The organism is Pseudoglutamicibacter albus, assembly GCF_022346425.1.
Lineage (GTDB): Bacteria > Actinomycetota > Actinomycetes > Actinomycetales > Micrococcaceae > Pseudoglutamicibacter > Pseudoglutamicibacter albus.
Window position 1 is genome coordinate 58878 of sequence record NZ_JAKRCW010000003.1, and the last position, 22793, is coordinate 81670.

Consider the following 22793-nt stretch of genomic DNA (forward strand, 5'->3'; position numbering starts at 1 on the left):
CTCTAAGGATTGCGGGTGGATACGGAATGAGTGCTGGATGCGGCATCGAGCATACCTTGCAGGGTTTGCGCGACTTCTCCCGGACGCATTGTGGAAGTGTCGATCGGGCCGATGCCGCATTCGCGATACAGCGGTTCGCGTTCGGTTCTAATCGCTTGCCAGCGCGCGAACGGGTCATCCCCTGCCAGAAGGGGTCTTCCGGTTCCCCCGCGCATACGGCTGAGGGCGACGTGCGGGGAAACATCGAGCCAGAAAGTCACCTGATCTTGCAGGAGTTCACGGTTCTTCGCGGCGAGCACCACACCGCCGCCGGTCGCGATAATCTGTGGCTTCTTGCGTGCCAAAGCACGCGCGAAAATCACTGATTCCGCTACACGAAACGCGTCCATCCCGTGTTGTTCAATGTATGCCGGGATCGGGCCGTGCTCTGTGACGAACTCATCATCCAGATCCGTCCAAGCGCAGCCCAGTAGCTCAGCGAAGGACCGCGCCGCCGCGGACTTACCCGAACACATCGGACCGATCAAGACGATATGCCGGGAAAGGGCTGCAGGCTGTGAACTCGCAGAAGCTGCGCAGTTCAGGACCGGTTCACTACGCCCACCGGCAGGTGGTTCAGTGTGTTGCGTCATCGGCAGATGTGTCAGGATCAGATGCGCGAGCCGAAATGTCATCAGCAGTCTCGCGGTAGTTTTCGATGTTGGCGCGGACCTCTTCAACAGAGTCGCCACCGAACTTCTCAAGGACCGCGTCAGCAAGAACCAACGCGACCATCGCTTCGGCAACCACACCGGCTGCTGGAACTGCGCACACATCCGAGCGTTGATGATGCGCTTTGGCAGGCTCGCCGGTAGCCACGTTGATGGTGCTCAGCGCCCGCGGAACCGTGGCGATCGGCTTCATGGCCGCACGCACACGCACCGGCTCGCCGTTGGTCATGCCGCCTTCAATACCACCAGCGCGATTGCTCAAGCGCACCGCGTGGCCTTCAGCGTCGAGGGAAATCTCGTCGTGGGCCTGGGACCCGCGGCGGCGAGCGGTCTCGAAACCATCGCCGACCTCGACACCCTTAATCGCTTGGATCCCCATGAGCGCTCCGGCAAGGCGAGAATCCAGCCGACGATCCCAGTGCACGAAAGAACCCAAACCAACCGGGCAACCGGTAGCGATGACCTCAACCACACCACCGAGGGTTTCGCCCTCGGAATGTGCCGCATCGACCTCAGCGACCATCCGCTGGGAAGTTTCAGGGTCAAAGCACCGCAACGGATCAGCATCAAGTACCTCAACATCGGCTTTGGTAGGCAGCAACGCGTCAGCTGGGGAGGCGACCTCGCCGATCGCGGTGGTATGCGAAACGAGTTCGATGCCGAGGCTGGCTAAGAACTTCGACGCGACTGCCCCCAAAGCCACGCGTGTGGCTGTTTCGCGGGCGCTCGCGCGCTCAAGTGCCGGGCGGGCCTCTGCGTAACCGTACTTCTGCATACCGGCTAGATCAGCGTGCCCCGGACGAGGGCGCGTCAGGGCCGCGTTGCGGGCTTTACCCTCCAGAACCGAAGGATCGACCGGGTCCGGGTTCATGACATCCTGCCACTTGGGCCACTCGGTGTTACCCACCTCGATAGCAACAGGCCCACCCATCGTCACGCCATGGCGGACACCGCCCAGCATCGTGACCTCATCTTGCTCGAACTTCATCCGAGCGCCGCGGCCATAACCGAGCCGCCTGCGAGCCAAGGCCGCCTGAACCTCAGGCGTCGTGATCTCTACACCGGCGGGCAAGCCTTCAAGGATGCCGACCAGCGCTTTACCGTGGGATTCACCTGCTGTAAGCCAACGCAACATTGTGCCATCATCCCACAACCACCGTGTCCGTACCGTCTGGTGTGATGCCCACTACGTCACAAAGCGTTGCCAACGATGCTTCGCGTGGCTCAAAGCCGATGAATCTGCGGCCCTGTTCAACGGCCTGGTGAACAAGCATCGCGAGACCATGGACCGCTACCCCGCCGCCTTCGCGCCACAGCTCGACAAGTGCCGATGGCCAACCGGCATAGGCGACATCCAACAGGTAAGAATCCGGTGAGACAAGGTGGGCTGCTTGTTCGCTCCACTGTTGGATAGCTGGCGCAGGAAGCGTAGAGATCAAGACAGCTGGTTTCAACAGCGAACTAGTCAGTGATCTCAGCTCACACAGTTCAATGTGCAAGCCATAGGCTGCTATCACGCCGGAGAGTTCGTCGCGGGCTTTCTGCGGATCCCTGACTGCTACCACGACCCTGGATGCTCCCCACTCCATGAGGGCAGCGATAGCGGCAACGCTTGTGCCACCACCGCCTAAAATCGCCGCGGGTTCGTTGCGAAGACGCTCAGGCTCAAAACCTGCTCTCATTAACGCCTGCTTGATGCCATCGACGTCAGTGTTATCCCCCACCAAGGCGAGTTCGCCATCGGGTGTGTGCCTGACCGTCACGGTGTTCAGCGCACCCGTGAGCTTAACCCGTTCCGATACCGAATCCATGAACGGGACCATGGCTTTCTTCATCGGCATCGTCACCGATAACCCCACCCAGCCAGGTTCGCTACGAAGCATCGAAGCTAAGTGTTGGGCATCCTCCGGCTGGGCCTGGATACGGGAATAATGCAACTCGACGACCTCAGCTGCTACATCGCTCGCTACAGCGTTACGCAGTTTCGCCATCGCGGTATGAAGCTGAGGGGAACGCGAATGATCGATAGGGTCACCGATCACAGCAGCCCGGAACACCCCTGCAGGAGCCTCCAATGAACGCTCCAGCGGAACATCAGGCATTGCATTCATCCGGATGATCAGCACACCACTTGCGGTACTCACGCACGTAGCGTTCGTGCTGCTCGAGGTTATCCGAATACTTCGTCTCACCCGTGGTCAGGTTGACCGTAACCCAGTAATAGTCGCCGCTCTCATCAGGCTTCGCAGCGCCAGCGATCGCGACAGGGCCAGGGGAACCGATCGGGGTTGGGGGCAAGCCTTGATGGGTGTAGGTGTTGTACTTGTTCTTCTTGTCTTCCAACTCGGATTGGGTCAAGTGGACCGTAGTTTTATCCAGGCCGTAGGCCACTGTCGAGTCCAGCTGGAGGTATCCGCCGGTCTCTCGGTTGTCCTTGTGCAGGCGGTTCTCGATGATCCCTGCAACGTGCGGGTAGTCATCCCGCGGAGCCTCGCCTGCGATGATCGAGGCGATCTTGAGCACACGGTACTGCTCAGCCGGGTCCGTCACGCCGTTCTTCTTGAGTTCTTCCTTGGTCTTATCAATCAGGGTCTGAAGGACCTGTTCAGGTTTAGTCTTCAACGGGAAGCGGTAGTCCCCCGGATGCAGATAACCCTCAATGTTCTTCGCTTCCTCAGGCAGGCCGAAGCGTTCCGGGTCGTTAGCTAGTTCTTCCAATGTGGCTCTTGGAATATCGGTTCCTTCAGCTATCGCTTGCAAAGCAGCATCCAGGCGCACATTGGCAGGTAGTGCGAAATACGTGACTGCCTCACGGTCAGTCAACATCTTGATTGCCGCGTCAGAGGACATCTCTTTACGCAACTTGTATTCGCCAGGCTGGAAGACCGGTGTTGGTGAACTCGCACCCACCTTCTTCACAAACGTGGATGCGTCCATCACAACGCCACGGTCTTGAAGGTGAGCGGCAATCTGGCGGGTGGTCCACCCCTGCTCGATCGAGACATCAACCTGCCCCTGACCACTTCCTACATAGTCAGGATCCGGTTTATTCAGCTCGCGATGCAGGAAGAAACCAGCCCCACCGACAACCAAGATCAAAACTAAAACGACCGCCACGAGGTTGAAGCGGCGGCGTTTACGGCGGCGGCGGCGCTCGGTGAGATCAGCCTCGGATTCAGAGAAGAAATCCTCGGCCGGAAGATAGCCCGCCGGCACATCGTCGAAATGACGAGCTAACGCGCCCGCGAACCCAACATCTTCAGTGTCGTGTTCAGCAGCTTCAGCATCGGCCTGTGAAAGCCATTCACGCTCATCAAAATCAGCGTCAGGTTCTGGCCGGGAAGAAAAAGCAGCATGCGAGCTAGACGCTGCGCCTGCTGGTGCGGCACCCGGAACCACAGCGAGAGTCGAAGTCCCACCTGGAGCTAAATCGAGCTCGTCATCAACGTGGTTCTCAAAAGAAGGAGTGTCCTGCAGATCGTATTCGTCTGAGAAGTCAGCTTCTAAAGGTTCGTCCAGGCGGGTATCTAAGGGAGCCACCGGCTCAAGCTGTGCCGCCAAATGCATCTCGATGACCGCATCAGTGACCCGGCAGTGACGCCCCACACCGGTGAAACGCGAAGCACCATGAGAGCGCGTCGATTCGGCACGGCGGCGCGCTCGACGCGAGGAATAACCCTCTGGTGGTATGTATGTCACTGAGTAATCCTTACGTGTCATCTGCAGATAACGAAACCATAACGCACAACGAGCTTATCGAAAAGACGAGCAAAAGCCCCAACCAGTGAATTCTTGGAGCTATCTCTCAGACAATCAACCCGTTATAGCCTCGGCGATGGTCTTACCTGCCCAGCTATCGAGCCGTTTCTCTGCATCCAAAGCATTCTCGAGGATCTCAACTGCCGCGGCCTGGTCAATCACTGACCGTGAGGACTTCACGCTACGGCCTGCCTGATGCAATTGGCGCTGCGCCGAAACCGTGCTGAGCCGTTCGTCAACCAAACGGACACGGATCCCATCAAGCATGCGCTCCAAGCCGCGGGCGAACCGTACAGCGTCCTTCGTGGACGGAGTGTGTTCCCCACCCAGATTCACCGGCAACCCAACATAGACGCACACCGCCTCATACTCGCGTGCTAGATCAGCGATGAACCGCAAGTCAGTGCGCTGCTTCTTATCGCGTGGCAATGTTGCCACAGGGTTAGCCATGACCCGGTCAGGATCGCTTTTGGCTACCCCCACGCGAGCTTTGCCGACGTCGACCCCGATGCGGGGGCCACGTTCAACGAAAACGTGGCCCCCGCCCTCGGAATCAGCCTCCGGCGCCAAAGAATCAGCCACGCTCAGCTACCTCGCGGCGGATACCTGCCAATGCCTCCGGGACCGCCTCAGCGTTCTGGCCACCGCCCTGAGCGACATCGTCCTTACCGCCGCCGCCACCGCCAAGAGTCTTCGCAGCAGAACGGACCAACTGACCAGCCTTGATGCCTTCAGAACGAGCTGCCTCATTCGTGGCCACCAGAACCATAGGCTTGCCCTTAGCAACACCGATCACTGCGACAACGGCAGCGTCTGAGCCCAAACGGTCACGCAAAGGCAACGCGAGCGAACGCAAGTCATCCGCGGATTCGACGTGGCCTGCGTCGTGGACAATCAAGCGGACCCCACCTACGTCTTCGGCGGTATCAACCAGCGCGGCCGATGCGGCTTGTAGCTGTTCACGCCGCAACTTCTCGATCTCCTTCTCGGCAGCACGCAAGCGCTGAACCGTCTGGTCGATGCGTTCACGCAACTGATCAGCAGGCACGCGCAGCATCTCCGTGAGGTCAGAGACCAGCGCACGCTCAGCGGCGTTGTGACGGAAAGCATTCATACCCACGAGCGCCTCGACACGTCGGTTACCCGCACCCACTGAAGCCTCACCGAGCAGAGAGAGCGTACCGACCTTTGCAGTACGTGCAACGTGGGTGCCACCACAGAATTCACGCGACCAAGCGCCATCGATCTCAACCACACGCACCGTATCGCCGTACTTCTCACCAAAGAGGCTCGTGGCACCCAGCGCAAGGGCTTCGTCCTTCTTCATCACGCGCGTGATGACCTCGAAGTCCCGGTCGATCGCCTTGTTGGTGACCTCTTCAATCTCAGACTGGGTTGCACGCGAGAGTGCCTCAGCCCACGTGAAGTCGAAGCGCAAATAGCCTTCCTTGTTGAAGGAACCGGACTGCAACGCCTCCGGGCCAAGCACCTCGTGCAAAGCCGCGTGAACTAAGTGGGTCGCGGTGTGCGCCTCTTCGCCCGCGTGGCGGCGTTGGGCATCCACCGCGGCACGCACCACAGCGTTCTCCGGTAGTTCACCCTCACGCACCGTCACCGTATGGACCGACAAGCCCTTCACCGGCGCCTGAACATCGGTGACTTCAAGAACGAAACCATCGCCGGTGATCACACCGGTGTCAGGGGCCTGACCGCCGGCTTCGGCATAGAACGGGGTTTCATCCAGGACGAGCTCAACCGTGCTACCCTGCTCGGCAACAGGAACACGAACACCATCGCGAATCAGCCCGCGCACACGCGATTCGGTGACAAGCTCGTCATAACCGGTGAAATGCGTATTTCCTTCTTCTACCAGCTCGTGATAAATCGCGATATCGGAGTGGCCTGACTTCTTCTTTTTAGCGTCAGCCTTAGCGCGTTCACGCTGCTCAGCCATCAAAGCCCGGAACTTCTCAGTATCAACCGATAAGCCAGCTTCCTCGGCGATCTCCAGAGTCAGGTCAATCGGGAAACCGTATGTGTCGTGCAACTGGAACGCGTCCTCACCCGAGAGGTTCGCGCCGTGGCCTTTGGCCTCCGATATCGCTTCATCCAACCGCGCAGTACCGGATGCGATCGTGCGGCGGAACGCACGCTCCTCGGCATAGGCGATGCGGGAGATCCGCTCATAATCCTCAGCAACTTCCGGATACACCCCAGCCATCGCATCCCGGGAGACCGGCAACAGCTCAGGTAGCACCGGTTCAGTGACACCCATGAGGCGCATCGCACGCACCGCACGGCGAATCAGGCGCCGCAAAACATAGCCGCGGCCCTCATTCGATGGAGTCACCCCATCGCTGATGAGCATGAGCGCTGAGCGCACATGGTCAGCCACCACCCGCAGACGAACATCGTCTGCGTAGCTTGGATCCTCAGGATCCTCAGTCGAAGAATAGGTTTTACCGGAAAGCTCAGCTGCCCGGTCAAGAACAGGGCGGACCTGATCGGTCTCATACATGTTCTCAACGCCCTGCAGAATCATCGCAAGACGCTCAAGCCCAAGGCCCGTATCGATGTTGCGTTGTGGAAGTTCACCAGCGACATCGAAATCGGTCTTGGAGCGTACCGCGGAGAGACGGTACTGCATGAACACAAGGTTCCAGATCTCAATGTAGCGTGTCTCATCAACCGCCGGCCCGCCTTCCTCGCCGTATTCGGGACCACGGTCATAATAGATCTCAGAGCATGGACCACCAGGCCCAGGCTGGCCGGTGTTCCAGTAGTTATCGGACTTACCCGTGCCGATGACCCGTTCACGCGGGACACCGACCTTCTCTTCCCAGATGCGGCGGGCCTCGGCATCGCGGTCATCGCCGTCTTCATACACCGTGACCCACAAGCGTTCAGGATCCAAACCATAACCGCCATCGGCGGTTGACGTGGTGAGCAGGTCCCACGCCCACGTGATTGCTTCTTCCTTGAAGTAATCACCGAACGAGAAGTTACCGTTCATCTGGAAGAACGTACCGTGGCGGGCCGTCTTGCCAACCTCTTCAATATCCGCGGTGCGAATACATTTCTGGACCGAGACCGCCCGAGGATACGGAGCCGGCTCAACAGCCGTGAGGTACGGGATAAACGGAACCATGCCCGCAACGGTGAACAGTAGCGACGGGTCGTTGGAAACCAACGATGCGCTAGGAACATGCGTGTGACCGCGCTTGACGAAAAAGTCGATCCACCGCTGTGCGATTTCCTGAGATTTCATGAGGTTTGGATTCTCCGAATGGGCGTAGACGCCCTGTATTGAAATGGGCGAAGACGCCCTACATTGAATAAAGCCCAACTATGAGTGGGCTCCTTAATATGGGTTGGGTTTAGCGTGCAGCGCGGCGCCCGGATGGAGCCTTGTCAACTCCGAGGGCGGAACGCAGCTCAGCTTCCCGCTCGGCAGAGCCTTCCTTGAAGGCCGCGATCGTGGACTCGACAACGCTCGCGGTGCGGTCCAGGACTGAGTCTGCGCTCGAACGCACACCCTGTGTGCGGATGCGTTGCAACTGGCGGCTAGCCATCACACCGATGGAGACGCCGAGGATCAGCCAAAAAAGCTTCTTCATGGTCTTCCTTAACGAGTCTTTGGGGCGCCATTCATGAGCGCATAAACGGTTAGCGTCCGGTTGAAGCTACAACCGAAGGCAAGGGCAAATATCGACTGCTAGCGGCGACGCGAGAATGCGGCGCGCACACCCGCAGTGAACGATGCCGCGCGGATCAGTGGACGGCCCACAACGGCGGCGGTCAGCGAGGTCACCGAGGCGACGTTGGCGGTTGCGTCCTGAACATTCGAGGTGATCGCATCAACGCGTTCAAGCTGCTGGTTACCGTTACGTACCGTAGTTGCGGTCTCTTGCAGGATCGGCGTGGTCTCCTCCGTGAGGTCTTTGACCGAATGCCGCAATTCGTCGAAAACTTTCCCCAGCTTGATGATCGGTACAGCCAAAAGAATGACGAGGATCGCGAAGAATCCTGCAGCGATCAAACCGGCGATGTCGCCAATGCTCATGTTCTCTCCTCGAGTGTGTGCGCAGGTGTCTGCCAGTCAAGCCTACCGAACGTTGGCCGCAAAGATGACCAGCAGATAAGAACGATGCCGCGGTCCCGTTGATAACGGAACCGCGGCATCGGCTACTAAAGATTAGCGAGCGTAGTACTCAACGACGAGCTGCTCTTCACACTGAACAGGGACCTCAGCGCGCTTAGGGCGGCGCACGAGCTTAGCCTGCAGCTGATCCAGCTTGACGTCCAGGTACTCAGGGACAGCCGGCAGAACGGCGGCGTGTTCACCCTGGGCAGCCATCTGGAATGGAACGGTCTTCTCAGAGCGCTCCTTCACGTGGATGAGCTGGCCTTCCTTCACGCGGAAGGATGGGCGGTCAACAATCTGGCCGTTGACCAGGATGTGGCGGTGAACAACCAGCTGGCGTGCCTGCTGGATGGTGCGTGCGAAACCAGCGCGCAGAACCAGGGCATCGAGGCGCATTTCCAGCAGCTCAATCAGGTTCTCACCGGTCAGGCCAGCCTCGCGGCGAGCCTCGTCGAAGACGCGGGTCATCTGGGCTTCGCGAATGCCGTACTGTGCACGCAGGCGCTGCTTCTCACGAAGGCGAACTGCGTAGTCAGAGTCCTGGCGGCGGCGCGCGCGGCCGTGCTGACCTGGGCCGTACGGACGGCGCTCCATGTACTTCTCTGCCTTCGGCGTCAAAGCGATGCCGAGGGCACGGGACAAACGCACGGTGTTGCGTTGACGATTATTGGCCACGAATGTGTCCTCTTTCGTATGTCTGCGAGCTCATGGTTCTGGCCTCCGGTCACGTGGAGAGATGAGGGAACCCGCTTCCTCGAATCTGCAACCGCCTCACGTACCGAGTGGGCCCCATCGGGCACGCTCACATGGACGGCTTGCCAGCCAACGGTCTAGCTTATCAGATCTTAAGTACCAGAACTTAAGTCATGAGAAGATCTCTGCTCCGATTCGAACTCAGCCCAGACTGAATCTATGCTCCGTTGTTGCGCAGGATTGAACGAATCGAGTCGATGCGCTGGGATACGGTTCGCTCGAATCCGTGCTGGGTCGGCTCGTAATAGTCGATACCTTGCAGGTCATCCGGCGCATACTGTTGCGGGACAACCCCGAGTTCGTGATCGTGGGGGTACACGTAACCTTTGCCGTGACCAAGCGCTTTAGCACCTGAATAGTGGGCGTCGCGCAAGTGCGCCGGAACACCGCTTCCCTTGCCTGCGCGCACATCGGCGATAGCGCGATCGATCGCGCGGTAGGCGGCATTTGATTTCGGTGCGCTCGCTAAGTGAACCACGGCTTGGGCGAGAACGATGCGCGCCTCCGGCATGCCTATCAGCTGTACGGCGTTCGCCGCGGCAACAGCTGTTTGCAACGCTGTTGGGTCGGCCATCCCAATATCTTCCGATGCAGAGATCACGAGTCTGCGGGCGAGGAAGCGTGGGTCCTCCCCCGCCTCCATCATGACCGCGGCATAGTGCAAGGCCGCATCGACGTCGGAACCGCGGATCGACTTGATGAGAGCACTCGCGGTGTCGTAGTGGTTATCCCCTTGTTTGTCGTAGCGTCGCAGAGCGGTATCGACTGCGCGTTCAGCGTCTTCCCGGGTCACAACAGGCACCGTGTTTGCTTGTTGGTCGGAGTCTTGCGTTTCGTGGCGGGCGCGTTCCAGCGCAACCGCGGCCGCCGCCTCAAGGCTTGTCAGAGCACGGCGAGCATCTCCGCCGGATAGGTCGATGAGCTGATCCATGACATCCTCGGGTAACTCAACAGAGTTCCCGAGCCCGCGAGGGTTCTCAAGCGCCCGCAACAAGAGACGGCGCACATCGTCTCGCTCCAGCGGCTTGAGTTTGAGCAGGAGGGACCGAGATAAAAGCGGCGAGATGACCGAGAATGAAGGGTTCTCCGTGGTCGCGGCCACCAAAACGACCCAACCGTTCTCAACCCCGGGCAGCAACGCATCTTGCTGTGCCTTATTGAAACGGTGGATCTCATCGAGGAACAGCACTGTCGTGGTGCCGCGCATCGAACGGTCAGCACGAGCCTGATCCATCACCTGCCGAACATCTTTGACCCCAGCAGAAATAGCTGAGACCTCAACGAAGGTGCGATGCGGACCGTTGGCGATCACATGTGCCAAGGTCGTCTTACCAACCCCTGGAGGTCCATACAAGATGAGCGAGCTCAGCCCGGCGGGACCGCCCCCATCGCTTTGTGCAAGCTGACGCAACGGAGAGCCCGGCTCTAACAAATGCTTCTGCCCCGCTACCTCGTCGATCGTTTTAGGACGCATCCGGACAGCCAGAGGCGGACGCGGGCGCGGGCGGTCCTCATCACGGTCGCGGTCATCATCGGTGTCATCGTCGGCAGAAGAGAAAAGATCCATCGCTATCAAGCCTAGCCCCGGGCTTAGGGCCGTTACGCTTCACAGGCCTACTACGGTTCTCAGTCCCGTTACGCTTAGGGCAAGGTATTGAAGGCGCCGCTGCTTCACGGCGGGGCTCTATCGAAGAGATGTAGAGAGGTTGGATATGCGCGCGGTTGTGCAGCGGGTCAAGAACGCAAGCGTTGTGGTTGAGGGCCATGTGGTGGCCGAGTTTGAAGGCCAGGGGCTTGTGGTTCTGCTCGGGGTTGCGGTCGATGACGGACACGCCGAAGCCGCAGCTGTCGCTTCGAAGATCGCGCACCTTCGCATTCTGGAGGCCGAAAAGTCCGCGGTCACCGCGCAGGCGCCGGTCATCGTGGTCAGTAACTTCACCCTCTACGGGGATGTGCGAAAGGGCAGGCGGCCTTCATGGTCGAAGGCCGCCCGCCCTGAGGCTGCTGTGGATCTCTATGAAGAGGTCGCCGCTACCCTTCGTGGTTTCGGTTTAGAGGTCGGAACCGGCGTGTTCGGGGCCGAGATGGAGGTCAACCTCACCAACGACGGACCGGTCACCTTGATCATCGACTCAGCCGAGCTCGCTCTCTAGTGGCAACACTTACTGACCAGACTCAGTAGCGCCCTTCTTCTGTTTTTCAGGCTTGGCGTCCACGCCGGCTTCTTTACGCTGCTGAGGCGTGATCTCCGCCGGTGCTGCCGTGAGTGGATCGAATCCGCCGCCGGTCTTCGGGAACGCGATGACTTCACGGATCGAGGTTTCACCTGCTAGCAGTGAGACCACGCGGTCCCAACCGAAAGCGATACCGCCGTGTGGGGGCGCACCGTACTTGAACCCCTCCAGCAGGAAGCCGAACTGCTCCTGCTGTGTTTTCTCATCCACACCCATGACCTTGAACACGCGTTCTTGAACGTCACGGCGGTGGATACGGATCGATCCGCCGCCAATCTCGTTGCCGTTGCACACGATGTCGTATGCGTTAGTCAGTGCCGAGCCTGGGTCGGTGTCAAACGTGTCGAGGAACTCAGGCTTCGGTGCAGTGAAAGCGTGGTGGACCGCGGTCCAGGAACCCTCGCCGACCGCGACATCGCCCTCAGCGACAGCTTCAGCGGTGGACATGAACATTGGGGCATCAACAACCCAGACGAACGCCCAGTCGCCGTCCTTGATCATGCCGGTCCGGTGCGCGATTTCGACGCGGGCTTGCCCCAGAAGCTGACGGGTCGAGTTGGTTGGGCCAGCCCCGAAGAAAATGCAGTCTCCAGGGTTCGCGCCGACCTTCGCAGCAAGGTTCTCACGCTCAAAGTCGGTGAGGTTCTTAGCCACGGGGCCAGTGAGCTCACCGTCTTCTTGAACCAATACATAAGCTAGGCCTTTGCCGCCGTGCTGCTTGGCCCACTCTTGCCAGCCATCGAGCTGACGGCGCGGCTGGGACGCCCCACCCGGCATGACCACGGCCCCGACGTATTCTTGCTGGAACACCCGGAATTCGGTGTCTTTGAAGAACTCCTTGAGTTCGGTGATCGGGTTATCGAAGCGCAAGTCTGGCTTATCGGAGCCGTACTTGGTCATCGCTTCCTGATAGGTCATGCGTGGGATCGGGGTTTGAATTTCAACGCCGATGAGCTTCCACAGTTCTTTCACGATCGCCTCACCCAAAGCGATGATGTCTTCTTGGTCAACGAAGGATGCTTCGATGTCCAGCTGGGTGAACTCAGGCTGGCGGTCTGCACGGAAATCTTCGTCACGGTAGCAACGCGCCAGCTGATAGTAGCGCTCCACGCCACCGACCTGCAGTAGCTGTTTGAACAGCTGAGGCGACTGCGGCAACGCGTACCACTTACCTGGAGCAAGGCGCGCAGGAACGATGAAGTCGCGCGCTCCCTCTGGGGTCGAACGGGTCATCGTTGGGGTCTCTACCTCGAGGAAGTTGCGTTCCTCGAGCACACGACGAGCAGCCTTATTGGCCTCGGAACGCAAACGCAAGTTCGCGGCTGGCTTGGGGCGGCGCAAATCCAGGTAGCGGTACTGCAGGCGGGTCTCTTCGCCGACCTCGACGTGTTCGTCAACCTGGAACGGCAACGCTGCTGAAGCGTTCAAAACCTCAAGAGTGTCAGCATGAACTTCGATCTCACCGGAGGCGAGGTTCGGGTTCTCGGATCCCTCGGGGCGTGCCTTGACTTCACCGGTGACTTTCACAACGAACTCGTTACGCAGTGGCGAGAACGTCTCCTCATCGTGAACAACCACCTGAGCAATACCGGAGGCGTCACGCAGATCGAGGAACGCGACACCGCCGTGGTCACGGCGACGAGCAACCCAACCAGCAAGCGTCACGGTCTGCCCCACGAGCGAGGCGTTGAGGGAACCGGCGTCATGAGTACGGAGCACGGTGATGAAATCCTTTCAGCGGTCCACCTTGCTATACGTTCACTCGTCACGGTGTTAGGCGACGTACACGCTGGGGTGGGCCGGTTGTCTACAGAGAAACCTAGTCGGCAGTGATGAATTAACTACGAATCAGTCTAATGGCTGATCAGCGCGAGCTGGCATCGGCGCTCGGGCCTACCGTGGGCCGAAGATCAACTTGCGCCGGCATCCAGGTGTGTGGGTCGGCGGTAACCTGCTCACCTGAACGGATGTCTTTGACTTCGTGCACACGGTTGCCGGAAGCATCTTTGGACATGAACCACACGTACGGGATACCTCGGCGGTCAGCGTGACGGATCTGTTTACCGAACTTCTCGGGTTTACCCATGATCTCGGTCGCCACTGCTCGTGAGCGCAGCATTTCAGCGATTTCGACGGCTTCAGCGAAATCATCCTCGCTTGGAAGTGCCATGAGCACCGCGGTAGGGACGGCACGGTGCGCCACCAGATGCTCAGTGGCAAGCAGACGCGATACAAGGCGGGAAACCCCGATCGAGAGCCCAACGCCTGGATAGTTCTTCTTACCCTTGGTGGCTAGGGATTCGTAGCGGCCACCGGAGCAGATCGAACCGAGGGATTCGTGCCCGATCAATGTCGTCTCATAGACAGTGCCCGTGTAGTAGTCCAGGCCGCGGGCAATAGAGAGATCAGCGACGATGCGGTGAGGCTTGATCTTGGATGCGACCTCGATCAACGACTTCAGCTCAGCAAGTCCCTCGTTCAACAGCTCGTGTTCAACCCCGAGGGCTTCAACCTCGTGGGCGAAAGAAGCGTCCGCGGACTTGATCGAGGCAAGCTTCAACGCCTTCTGCGCCTGGTCATCGTTCAACCCTTGAGCAGTGAGTGCCTCATGAACCTTCTGAGCGCCGATCTTTTCGAGCTTGTCGATCTCGCGCAATACCGCCGCTGGATCCTCGACGCCGATGCCGCGGTAGAAGCCCTCGGAAAGCTTGCGGTTGTTGACCCGCACCTCGAAGTCACCCAGCTCCAAACGCTCAAGCGCATCGGCCATCACCAACGCCAACTCGAGGTCATAGGTCAACGGGAGTTCGCCATCGCCCACAACATCGACATCCGCCTGAGTGAACTCACGGAAACGACCATCCTGAGGCCGTTCACCACGCCACACCTTCTGGATCTGATAGCGGCGGAACGGAAACGTGAGGTAGCCAGCGTTATCCGTAACGTAACGGGCAAACGGGACCGTCAGGTCAAAGTGCAGGGCAAGCGCGTTCGGGTCATTCACGCTGGCAGGTGACTCGTCAGCAAGACGCGAGACACCATAGACCTCTTTGTCGATCTCACCCTTGTTCAGCAGCGTCCCGACCGTCTCCACAGCGCGGGTTTCAATATTGGAGAAGCCGTGAAGCTCAAACACTTCCCGCAAGGTATCCAGAACATGGTTCTCCACAATCCGCTCCTGCGGAAGCCATTCAGGAAAACCAGTTAGGGACAACTTACGGGACATGATCTCGTGACTCCTCACAACAAAACTCGCGCACTGACCAGCTCACGCACTGACCAGCGGAAGCAACTCTCACACGTGCACGACTGTGCACAAGACGCCTCTCATTCTAAAGCCAGCAGCCAGCTGGAAGAACCTGGGAGCACGCGCGTTGCGCAACGCACCAGAATTCAGTGTCCACACTCAACTGCGTCAGAACTAATGTCACAAGGCTAAAACCCGGGTAGAATCTGGTGCGTACGTGTGTGCCTCTCCCCTGGACCGTTCCCATGCACCGGCATCAACGGCCCGGTGGGCGTGGCAGTCTCAAAACTTGAGCGAAAGTGTTGACCGTTGACTGAACAGCAGCCTCACTCCCAGGAAACCGCGGCACAGGAGAACACCTCCCAGCAAGCCACGGAGAAGGCATCCGCAACAGATGCGCAGCCTGCACAGCAGAACCCAGCCCCAAGCAGCACCCCCACCCCAGCGACCCCGAAGGCCCCTACGCCTTCGATGATCGCAGGGAAGGAAACCGCTAAGGACACGGTGATCCCAGCCCCACAGGTGCCAGCCACTAGCTTGGAAGAGGCACGAAAGTTTGCGCGAGTCACCGATGACGGTCATGTGTTCGTGATCGTTGACGGCAATGAGCATGCAGTGGGCCAATATCCTGACGCGACTGGAGATGAAGCACTCGCCTACTTTGTACGCAAATACGACGAGCTGCTGGGCGAGATCATGTTGCTTGAACAGCGCGTTGTAGCCAAAGCCCCAACCGCTGAGATGCCGAAGGCCCTCAACGCGATCGATGAGCGCGTCAAAGCTCGCGACGTCGTGGGCGACATCGCGATGCTGGAGTCCCGTGTCGAGAACCTGCGTGTAGCGATCGAGAACCTGCGCCAGCACGAGCGTGCCAACGCTGAGCAGCTGCGCGCTGAAGCCACAGCCGCCCGCGAGAAGATCGTTTCAGAAGCCGAAGACCTTGCCGCTAAACCGGCCGAGCAGGTTCAGTGGAAGAGCGCATCGCAGCGCATGGCTGAACTCTTCGACGAGTGGAAGGCCGCACAGAAGAACGGCCACCGCTTGCCTCGCGCTACCGAGGACGAGTTGTGGAAGCGTTTCCGCTCTGCACGCAATAAATTCGATAAGAACCGCCGCACCTTCTTCTCCAAGCTCGATGACCGCAATGCTGAAGCTAAGCGCATCAAGGAAGACTTGATCAGCCGCGCCGAAAGCATGCAGAACTCGACTGACTGGGGTGCTACCTCAGCCGAGTACCGCAAGCTCATGTCCGAGTGGAAGGCTGCACCGCGTGCATCGCGTAAGGACGATGACGCGTTGTGGACCCGTTTCCGTGCCGCCCAAGACGTGTTCTTCAATGCACGTAAGAAGGCTAACGATAAGATTGACGCCGAGTACGCCGAAAACCTCAAGGTTAAGGAAGCCCTCCTGGAGGAGGCCCGTGCGATCCTTCCAGTGAAGGACCTCAAGCAGGCACAGCGTGCACTTGGTTCGATCCGCGACCGCTGGGAAGCTGCCGGCAAGGTTCCACGTTCCGATATGCACCGCATCGAAGCCGGCCTGCGCCAGGTTGAAGACGCTGTTCGCTCAGCTGAGCAAGATGAATGGCGCCGCACTGACCCGGAGACGAAGGCTCGCTCGAACTCGATGTTGCAGCAGCTTGAAGACGCGATCGCTGATTTGGAATCTGACCTCGAGCGCGCCCAGGCAAGCGGTGATCAGCGGAAGGTCGCTAAGGCTCAGGAAGCGCTCGATGCACGCCGTGCGTGGCTTGAGACCGTGAAGCGTTCAGCCGCCGAACTGGGCTAAGAAAATGTTGAGGTAGCTCGAGATTCCCTACCCCGGTAGATCTCCGCTAGCGCAAGGGCCTGGAGTTGTCCACAGGACAGCGCCGGGCCCTTGTCGTATCTGGACGCTGGAACGCACCATGAATGCATGACGCCAACCCAGAATGATCGCGACCTGCCTCTTCCTGATCTTCCACCGCCTCGCAAAGATCTTCTACCGCTACCTGCCACGCGTAGCCGGCTCTGCGAGGTTCCCTTATGGGATGCGATGCGTGAGAACCTCACTGAAGCCGAGCTTGCGGCGGCTCTTCGTGATGACCTAATCCGCCACGTTGTGGGCCCGCTCTATGCCCGTTTATCGGTCAGCCACCGTCCGATGGTGCGGTGGGCCGCACTCTACCGTTTCCAAGTGGCCTTGGCTGAAGACGGCATCAAGAATACGGTCTTCGATCACCAGACTGCGTTGTGGGCGTGGCTCGGTGGCAAGCCGCCAACGAGCCTCAACGTGCGGGCGCGCGTGCACAGTAGACGCTTCAGGAACATTGGTGGGCTCAATATTTATATCGATCCGTTGAACCTCAGCCAACGAGACATCGCATATGTTGAAGGGGTCAGGGTCGTGACACCGTTGACGGTCGCTGTCGAGTTAACGGCTGCGATTGCGCGCGATGCTGATGTGCCAGCGCCTCGAGTCGCTCGGTTACTCAGTGATATTCCAGAACGTATCGCGATGGGCTGGCAACGAACCCTGAAGGATCCCAATCCAACGGTTGGGGATCAGGTAACACAAACTCTCGAGCTAGAAGACATCAAGCCAGTCGATATGGACCGCTTGTTGGACGGTAGCGATCGATTCGCTCGTTTAGGTACAAAGCGTCAGACCCTCGTGCGGCGGCGGTTGCGGGAGATTAGCGCCGCTCTTCTGAGGCCCCACCTAGCACCCGGCTGACATCATAGACGCCTTCAATCCGGCGGATTGCAGCGAAGATATGGCTCATGAAGTCCGGCTCCCCCAGCTGGAAACGGAAACGTGAAATCGCGGTCCGGTCCTTGGTGGTCCACAGGTTCGCAGACAAGATATTGACGTGGTTCTCCGAGAGCACTTTGGTGACGTCGCTCAAAAGCGAGTGCCGGTCGAGTGCCTCAACCTGGATCTCTACCGTGAATACGGTGTGGGAACGAGGATCCCACGCGACATCGACAATCCGCTCGGCTTCAGGACCGCTCAGATTAGCGATGTTCGGGCACGCTGAACGGTGTACCGTGACGCCCGAGCCGCGTGTTACAAAGCCTTTGATCGCATCCGGTGGCACCGGCGAGCAACACGGGCCCAGCTTAGCCACAACATCACGTGAGCCCTGGACGATAACCCCGGAAGAGCTCGGCTGTGAGCCGCGCGTCTGGTTTTGGTCCGAGGTGAAGTTCATGCCTGGTTCAGGCTGAGCTACCTCGGGTTCTCCCGTCAGGCTCGTGATGTGCTCCATCACGTTCTTGGAAGAGACGTGGCCTTCGCCCAGGCCCGCGTACAGACCAGTGATGTCGTTGTAGTGAAGCTCTTTCGCAACCGCTGTGAGGATCTCTGCCGTCATGAGCTTCTGGAGCGGGAGCCCAGCCTTACGAATCGCTTTAGAGAGCAGATCCTGGCCTTTTTCTATCGCTTCCTCGCGGCGCTCCTTGGAGAACCATTGCCGAATCTTGGTGCGGGCTCGTGGTGAGGCGACAAAGTCTTGCCAATGGCGTGACGGGCCGGCGTTTTCTGCCTTCGAGGTCAGTATTTCAACCTGATCGCCATTGTTGAGCGGTGTATGCAACGGAACAAGTTTCCCATTGACTTTAGCGCCAACGGCCCTGTGCCCCACATCCGTGTGGACCGCGTAGGCGAAATCCACGGGTGTGGAACCCAGTGGCAGCGAACGCACCTCACCGGCCGGGGTGAAGACATAGACTTCAGCGGAGTTGATGACATAACGCAAGGAATCGAGGAACTCATCTGGATCCTCAGTGTCTTTCTGCCAGGCCACCAACCGGTTGAGCCAGTTGATGTTGGTTTCTTTATCGTTCTCTGCAGAGCCTTGCTTGTATTTCCAGTGTGCGGCTACACCGTATTCGGCACGCTTATGCATTTCGTGGGTGCGGATCTGCACCTCGACAGGCCGGCCGCCGGGACCGATCACGGAGGTATGCAAGGACTGATACATGTTGAACTTAGGCATCGCAATGTAGTCCTTGAACCTGCCGGGAAGCGGGTTCCAATGCGAATGGATGATGCCCAAGACCGCGTAGCAGTCTTTGACGGAGTCAACCAGGATCCGAACACCCATGAGGTCGTGGATCTCGTTGAATTCTTTCTTCCGGACTACCATCTTGTGATAGACCGAGTAATAGTGTTTAGGCCGGCCCGTGATGACCGCGTTGATCTTCTCTTCAGAGAGATTCGCCTCGATCGCTTGCCGAACTTCGGAAAGATACCGTTCACGTTCAGGCGTGCGGGCGCCCACCATGCGCACGATCTCTTCATACACTTTCGGGTGCAAAACCGCGAAAGAAAGATCCTCAAGCTCCCACTTGACGGTGTTCATCCCCAAACGGTGGGCCAACGGAGCGTATATCTCGAGGGTTTCCCGGGCTTTACGGGACGCCGATTCAGGGTTGACGTAACGCCATGTGCGGGCGTTATGCATTCGGTCGGCAAGCTTGATCATGAGTACACGGATGTCTTGGGACATCGCGACGATCATCTTCCGGACCGTCTCTGCCTGAGCGGCCTCGCCGTAGGTGACCTTATCGAGTTTGGTGACCCCGTCCACGAGCAGAGCGATCTCATCGCCGAAGTCCTTGCGCAGTGCTTCAAGCGAATATTCGGTGTCCTCGACCGTGTCATGCAACAGCGCCGCCGCCAGCGTAGGGCCAGTGAGCCCCATCTCCGCAAGGATCGTTGCGACCGCCACAGGGTGGGTGATGTAGGGATCCCCGGATTTCCGCTTCACGCCTTCGTGCCAACGTGCAGCCACATCGTAGGCGCGTGTAATGAGTGAAAGATCTTCTTCCGGATGTTGCGCACGCACGGTACGTAGCAGGGGCTCAAGGATGGGAGGGGCCGCCGGAAACGTTGACCGGCCTGAAAAACGGATCAGACGCGAAAGCGACCTTCCCCGCCTTGGTTGCTGTTCACCCACTCGCTGTTGCGCCATGGCAGCGATTCCTCCTCTGCTACCAAGCGCAAGGCCTGGCTGTATGTACACAATACGGTGATTGGGTCAGTTTAGACCACAGAACAGAAACGGAACACCTCGTGAACCGGTGAGTCTCACGAGGTGTTCCGTCACGCGGTGCGTTCGGCACCGTTCCCAGCTAGTGGTGAATACGCGTATCAGGCCAGCGCTGCCTCTGAATCTTTGCGGTTGTCATGGACCTCAGCGTCGAGCTCCTTGATCTCTTCATCGTTCTTGCGCAGCTGATAGTACAGCGGTGCCTGGATGAAGAGGGTGGACAACGTCGAGACGATGATGCCGACGAACAACGCAAGCGCGAGGTCACCGAGCGTGCCCGCGCCGAGCAACCAATAACCGATGAACAGAATCGAGCCGACTGGCAGGATCGCAACGACCGAGGTGTTGATCGAGCGAACCAGGGTCTGGTTCACAGCACGGTTGACCTTCTCCTCGAAGGTCATGACGTACTTGAGGGAGGCGTCAGAGGTATTCTCACGGATCTTGTCGAAGACCACCACGGTGTCATAGAGACAGTAGCTAAGAATCGTCAAGAAACCGATGACCGCACTCGGTGTCACTTCGAAACCGACTGCAGCATAGATCCCGGCAGTAACGATCATGACGACGATCAGGCCGCCGATTGCGGCAAGCGACATCTTCCAGGTCCGGAAGTACACCGCCATCAGCAAAGCAACCAAGACCATGAACACGACCAAACCGATCGCCGCTTGGCGCGAGACATCAGCGCCCCATGTCGGGCCAATCGCTGAGACAGAGACCTTCGAAGCATCCGTCTCGTATGCTTTCGCGAGTGCTTCCTTCAAGTCGTCGGCTTGCTGACCGGTGAGCGGGTCAGTCTGGACGCGCATCGTGGTCGCAGCCAGATGCGTCGTCCGTGCGTTCTTATCCGGCACGACCTCGCCGGCGGCGTCGTCACCGAGCTTAGGGTCAGTCTTGTGGGCCTCGGCCACCTGGAACTCGTTGCCACCACGGAAATCGATACCCAGGTTGAAACCGCCACGCACAACCGGAACCAAGACCGAAAGCACGATCAGAACGAGCGCGATAGCAAACCAGAGTTTGCGCTTGCCGATGAATGGATACGAACGCTTACCGGAGTAGAGCTCGTTACCCCACGTTGCCAACTTCGCCACGTCAGTTCTCCTCTACCTTGCGTGTATCTGCGTTCCTACCGCTCTCGCGCGCAGCAAGCTCTTCAGCCCGGCGCCGCTCAGCGATCGTCATGCGACGCTGAGCCTCACGGTTAGCCCCGCCGCCGTGCTTGCCGGCCTGCTTCGCTTCACCGCTCTGCCGGCGCACACGCACTCGGCCCGCCCCGGCATACAGCGGCTCAGCGCCCAAAAGGCGCGGATCCAGACCGGAAAGCCTGTGACCGTCAGAGAAGAAAGTCATACGGCTGAGCAACTGCAACATCGGGTGCGTGAACAAGAACACCACGAAAATATCCGCAACAGCTGTCAGGCCCAGGGTGAACGCGAAGCCCTTGACGTTACCCACAGCAACAAAGTACAGAACAACGGCTGCCAGAATGTTGACCGCTTTAGAAGCCAGAATGGTTCGGCGAGCACGCTTCCAACCGGTTTCGATCGCCTGCTGGAGCCTGCGGCCTTCACGCAACTCATCACGGATACGTTCAAAGTAGACGATGAACGAGTCAGCTGTCAGACCAATCGAGACAATCAAGCCGGCAACACCAGCCAGAGACAACCGATAGTTCGCGCCCCAACCCAACAAGACAATCGCGAGATAGGTCAGCGTACCCATGATGATGAGCGAGGCCATCGTCACCAGACCCAAAACCCGGTACTGGAAGAAGGAGTAAACAGCCACCAAGACCAGGCCGATCAAGCCAGCGATCATACCGGACTTGAGCTGATCAGCACCGAGCTTGGCCGAAACCTGGGTTTCGGTCGGGATGTTGAAGCTCATCGGCAAGGCACCGTAACGCAGCTGCTCGGCGAGTTCTTGAGCCGATTCCTGAGTGAAGTTACCGGTGATCGAAGAGCGGCCATCGGAAATGACGGCCAGCGACTGCGGAGCCGAAACCACGCGGCCATCCAACACGATCGCGAACTGGTTCTTAGGCGGCTGAGCTGACGTCAAACGCTGGGTGACCGTCTTGAACGCCTCAGCGCCCTTGCTGTTGAACGTCAACGCAACTTCCCAGCCACCGGTCGTGAAGCCCTGCGAGTTCTGTTCAGGACGTGCCTCGGCATCGGTGATGTCAGAGCCGGAAACCTCAACCGGACCCAAGAGGTACTTAGCCTGCAACGGCGGGTCCATCTCACACGCAATAGCTGGCTCTTCAGCCTTGAACGTCGTGCGGTCTTTCTTATTGAGCTCAGCGGCACAATCCCACGCCTGGAACTTACGCAAAAGCTCAGGGGTGACCCACCGATCATCAGAACCGTTCTGCGGTTTACCCTCAGGCTTTGGGATGTCCTTGATCGGTGTGAGGTCCTTCTTTGGCGTCGCCGTGATGTCTTGGTTTGCCGCGATCACTGGCCGGAACTGCATCTGCGCGGAAGACTTGATGAGGTTACGTGTCTTCTCATCTGGGATGCCAGGCATAGCAACCACGATGTTCTGGTTGTTCTGCGTGGTGACCTCAGCTTCAGCAACACCAGTGCCATCAACGCGTTGACGAATGATCTCGACCGCTTGCTGAAGCTGCTCGGAAGTGACCTGCTTGTTCGGGTCATCCAGTTTAGGGGTCAGCACCATCTCGGTACCGCCCTCAAGGTCCAGCGCAAGCTTAGGAAGCGCACCAGTTTTTCCTGCGACAACACCACCGATGAGCACACCGATCAGCACGAGGTGGATCACCGCGAGCCAGATCAGTGCGCTACGAGCCTGCCGCTTGGGGCTAGTTGTTGACATAAAGGTTTCTCTCACACGTGAGCAATGAATGAATAAAGACTAGGTATCTGCCTCAGCGTGTGAAGTG

18 protein-coding genes are annotated in these 22793 nt (G+C 58.8%); 3 read left to right on the plus strand and 15 right to left on the minus strand.

What is annotated here, in order from left to right; translation table 11 throughout:
• Window positions 1-2 precede the first annotated feature (2 nt).
• From MHJ63_RS02850 to MHJ63_RS02895, 10 genes are all read right to left on the minus strand, one after another.
• Window positions 3-632 carry a shikimate kinase gene (locus MHJ63_RS02850; RefSeq protein ID WP_239446138.1) on the minus strand — a complete coding sequence of 210 codons (630 nt, stop codon included), beginning with the start codon at window positions 630-632 and terminating at the stop codon, window positions 3-5.
• Window positions 616-1845 (minus strand): chorismate synthase, encoded by a 1230-nt coding sequence (aroC, locus tag MHJ63_RS02855; protein WP_083285574.1) that lies wholly within the window; start codon window positions 1843-1845, stop codon window positions 616-618. The genes MHJ63_RS02850 and aroC overlap by 17 nt, the downstream gene beginning before the upstream one ends.
• Before the next feature lie 7 nt (window positions 1846-1852).
• Window positions 1853-2854, minus strand: a complete 1002-nt coding sequence (locus MHJ63_RS02860) for a shikimate dehydrogenase family protein (protein WP_156961774.1) — start codon at window positions 2852-2854, stop codon at window positions 1853-1855.
• Window positions 2805-4409 (minus strand): endolytic transglycosylase MltG, encoded by a 1605-nt coding sequence (gene mltG, locus MHJ63_RS02865; RefSeq protein WP_052048309.1) that lies wholly within the window; start codon window positions 4407-4409, stop codon window positions 2805-2807. Before mltG ends, MHJ63_RS02860 begins: the two co-directional genes overlap by 50 nt.
• Window positions 4410-4523: 114 nt before the next feature.
• The gene (gene ruvX, locus MHJ63_RS02870; RefSeq protein ID WP_232219252.1) at window positions 4524-5051 is read right to left on the minus strand and encodes a Holliday junction resolvase RuvX; all 528 of its coding nucleotides are present in this window, start codon (window positions 5049-5051) and stop codon (window positions 4524-4526) included.
• Complete coding sequence (gene alaS / locus MHJ63_RS02875; protein WP_239446140.1) at window positions 5044-7737, minus strand: alanine--tRNA ligase; 2694 nt, start codon at window positions 7735-7737, stop codon at window positions 5044-5046. Before alaS ends, ruvX begins: the two co-directional genes overlap by 8 nt.
• Window positions 7738-7846: 109 nt before the next feature.
• On the minus strand, window positions 7847-8086 hold the full coding sequence (locus tag MHJ63_RS02880; RefSeq protein WP_239446141.1) for a hypothetical protein: 240 nt from the start codon (window positions 8084-8086) through the stop codon (window positions 7847-7849).
• Between the two features lie 98 nt (window positions 8087-8184).
• Complete coding sequence (locus tag MHJ63_RS02885) at window positions 8185-8532, minus strand: DUF948 domain-containing protein (protein WP_035755155.1); 348 nt, start codon at window positions 8530-8532, stop codon at window positions 8185-8187.
• Between the two features lie 132 nt (window positions 8533-8664).
• Window positions 8665-9288 (minus strand): 30S ribosomal protein S4, encoded by a 624-nt coding sequence (rpsD, locus tag MHJ63_RS02890; RefSeq protein WP_035755153.1) that lies wholly within the window; start codon window positions 9286-9288, stop codon window positions 8665-8667.
• Window positions 9289-9523: 235 nt separating this feature from the next.
• Window positions 9524-10933 (minus strand): replication-associated recombination protein A, encoded by a 1410-nt coding sequence (locus MHJ63_RS02895; protein WP_070508014.1) that lies wholly within the window; start codon window positions 10931-10933, stop codon window positions 9524-9526.
• 145 nt (window positions 10934-11078) lie between these two features.
• On the opposite strand from MHJ63_RS02895, the gene dtd reads away from it, so the two are divergent.
• On the plus strand, window positions 11079-11519 hold the full coding sequence (gene dtd / locus MHJ63_RS02900) for a D-aminoacyl-tRNA deacylase (RefSeq protein WP_070508012.1): 441 nt from the start codon (window positions 11079-11081) through the stop codon (window positions 11517-11519).
• 9 nt (window positions 11520-11528) lie between these two features.
• Here the strand turns inward: dtd and aspS are convergent, their stop codons facing one another.
• The gene (gene aspS / locus MHJ63_RS02905) at window positions 11529-13319 is read right to left on the minus strand and encodes an aspartate--tRNA ligase (RefSeq protein WP_035755147.1); all 1791 of its coding nucleotides are present in this window, start codon (window positions 13317-13319) and stop codon (window positions 11529-11531) included.
• A 145-nt stretch (window positions 13320-13464) separates the two neighbouring features.
• Entirely contained in the window at window positions 13465-14826 is a 1362-nt protein-coding gene (gene hisS, locus MHJ63_RS02910; RefSeq protein ID WP_070492234.1) for a histidine--tRNA ligase, read from the minus strand.
• 330 nt (window positions 14827-15156) lie between these two features.
• Here hisS and MHJ63_RS02915 point away from each other — a divergent pair, with 330 nt between their 5' ends.
• Window positions 15157-16635, plus strand: a complete 1479-nt coding sequence (locus MHJ63_RS02915; RefSeq protein WP_070492237.1) for a DUF349 domain-containing protein — start codon at window positions 15157-15159, stop codon at window positions 16633-16635.
• 126 nt (window positions 16636-16761) lie between these two features.
• Entirely contained in the window at window positions 16762-17562 is an 801-nt protein-coding gene (locus MHJ63_RS02920; RefSeq protein ID WP_141739888.1) for a hypothetical protein, read from the plus strand.
• Here the strand turns inward: MHJ63_RS02920 and MHJ63_RS02925 are convergent.
• From MHJ63_RS02925 to secD, 3 genes are all read right to left on the minus strand, one after another.
• Window positions 17522-19804, minus strand: coding sequence for a RelA/SpoT family protein (locus MHJ63_RS02925; protein WP_070508010.1), 2283 nt, complete (start codon window positions 19802-19804; stop codon window positions 17522-17524). The genes MHJ63_RS02920 and MHJ63_RS02925 overlap by 41 nt on opposite strands.
• Before the next feature lie 179 nt (window positions 19805-19983).
• Entirely contained in the window at window positions 19984-20979 is a 996-nt protein-coding gene (secF, locus tag MHJ63_RS02930; RefSeq protein ID WP_035755136.1) for a protein translocase subunit SecF, read from the minus strand.
• 1 nt (window position 20980) lies between these two features.
• A complete protein-coding gene (secD, locus tag MHJ63_RS02935; protein ID WP_239446142.1) occupies window positions 20981-22726 on the minus strand; it encodes a protein translocase subunit SecD in 1746 nt (581 codons plus the stop codon).
• Between the last annotated feature and the right edge of the window lie 67 nt (window positions 22727-22793).

Excerpts from the sequence above, each read along its gene's own strand:
- aroC (WP_083285574.1), bottom strand. The coding sequence starts at position 1,845 with ATGTTGCGTTGGCTTACAGCAGGTGAATCCCACGGTAAAGCGCTGGTC.
- secD (WP_239446142.1), bottom strand. The coding sequence starts at position 22,726 with ATGTCAACAACTAGCCCCAAGCGGCAGGCTCGTAGCGCACTGATCTGG.
- MHJ63_RS02920 (WP_141739888.1), top strand. The coding sequence starts at position 16,762 with ATGACGCCAACCCAGAATGATCGCGACCTGCCTCTTCCTGATCTTCCA.
- hisS (WP_070492234.1), bottom strand. The coding sequence starts at position 14,826 with ATGTCCCGTAAGTTGTCCCTAACTGGTTTTCCTGAATGGCTTCCGCAG.
- MHJ63_RS02895 (WP_070508014.1), bottom strand. The coding sequence starts at position 10,933 with ATGGATCTTTTCTCTTCTGCCGACGATGACACCGATGATGACCGCGAC.
- MHJ63_RS02850 (WP_239446138.1), bottom strand. The coding sequence starts at position 632 with ATGACGCAACACACTGAACCACCTGCCGGTGGGCGTAGTGAACCGGTC.
- MHJ63_RS02885 (WP_035755155.1), bottom strand. The coding sequence starts at position 8,532 with ATGAGCATTGGCGACATCGCCGGTTTGATCGCTGCAGGATTCTTCGCG.
- MHJ63_RS02925 (WP_070508010.1), bottom strand. The coding sequence starts at position 19,804 with ATGGCGCAACAGCGAGTGGGTGAACAGCAACCAAGGCGGGGAAGGTCG.
- alaS (WP_239446140.1), bottom strand. The coding sequence starts at position 7,737 with ATGAAATCTCAGGAAATCGCACAGCGGTGGATCGACTTTTTCGTCAAG.
- MHJ63_RS02880 (WP_239446141.1), bottom strand. The coding sequence starts at position 8,086 with ATGAAGAAGCTTTTTTGGCTGATCCTCGGCGTCTCCATCGGTGTGATG.
- dtd (WP_070508012.1), top strand. The coding sequence starts at position 11,079 with ATGCGCGCGGTTGTGCAGCGGGTCAAGAACGCAAGCGTTGTGGTTGAG.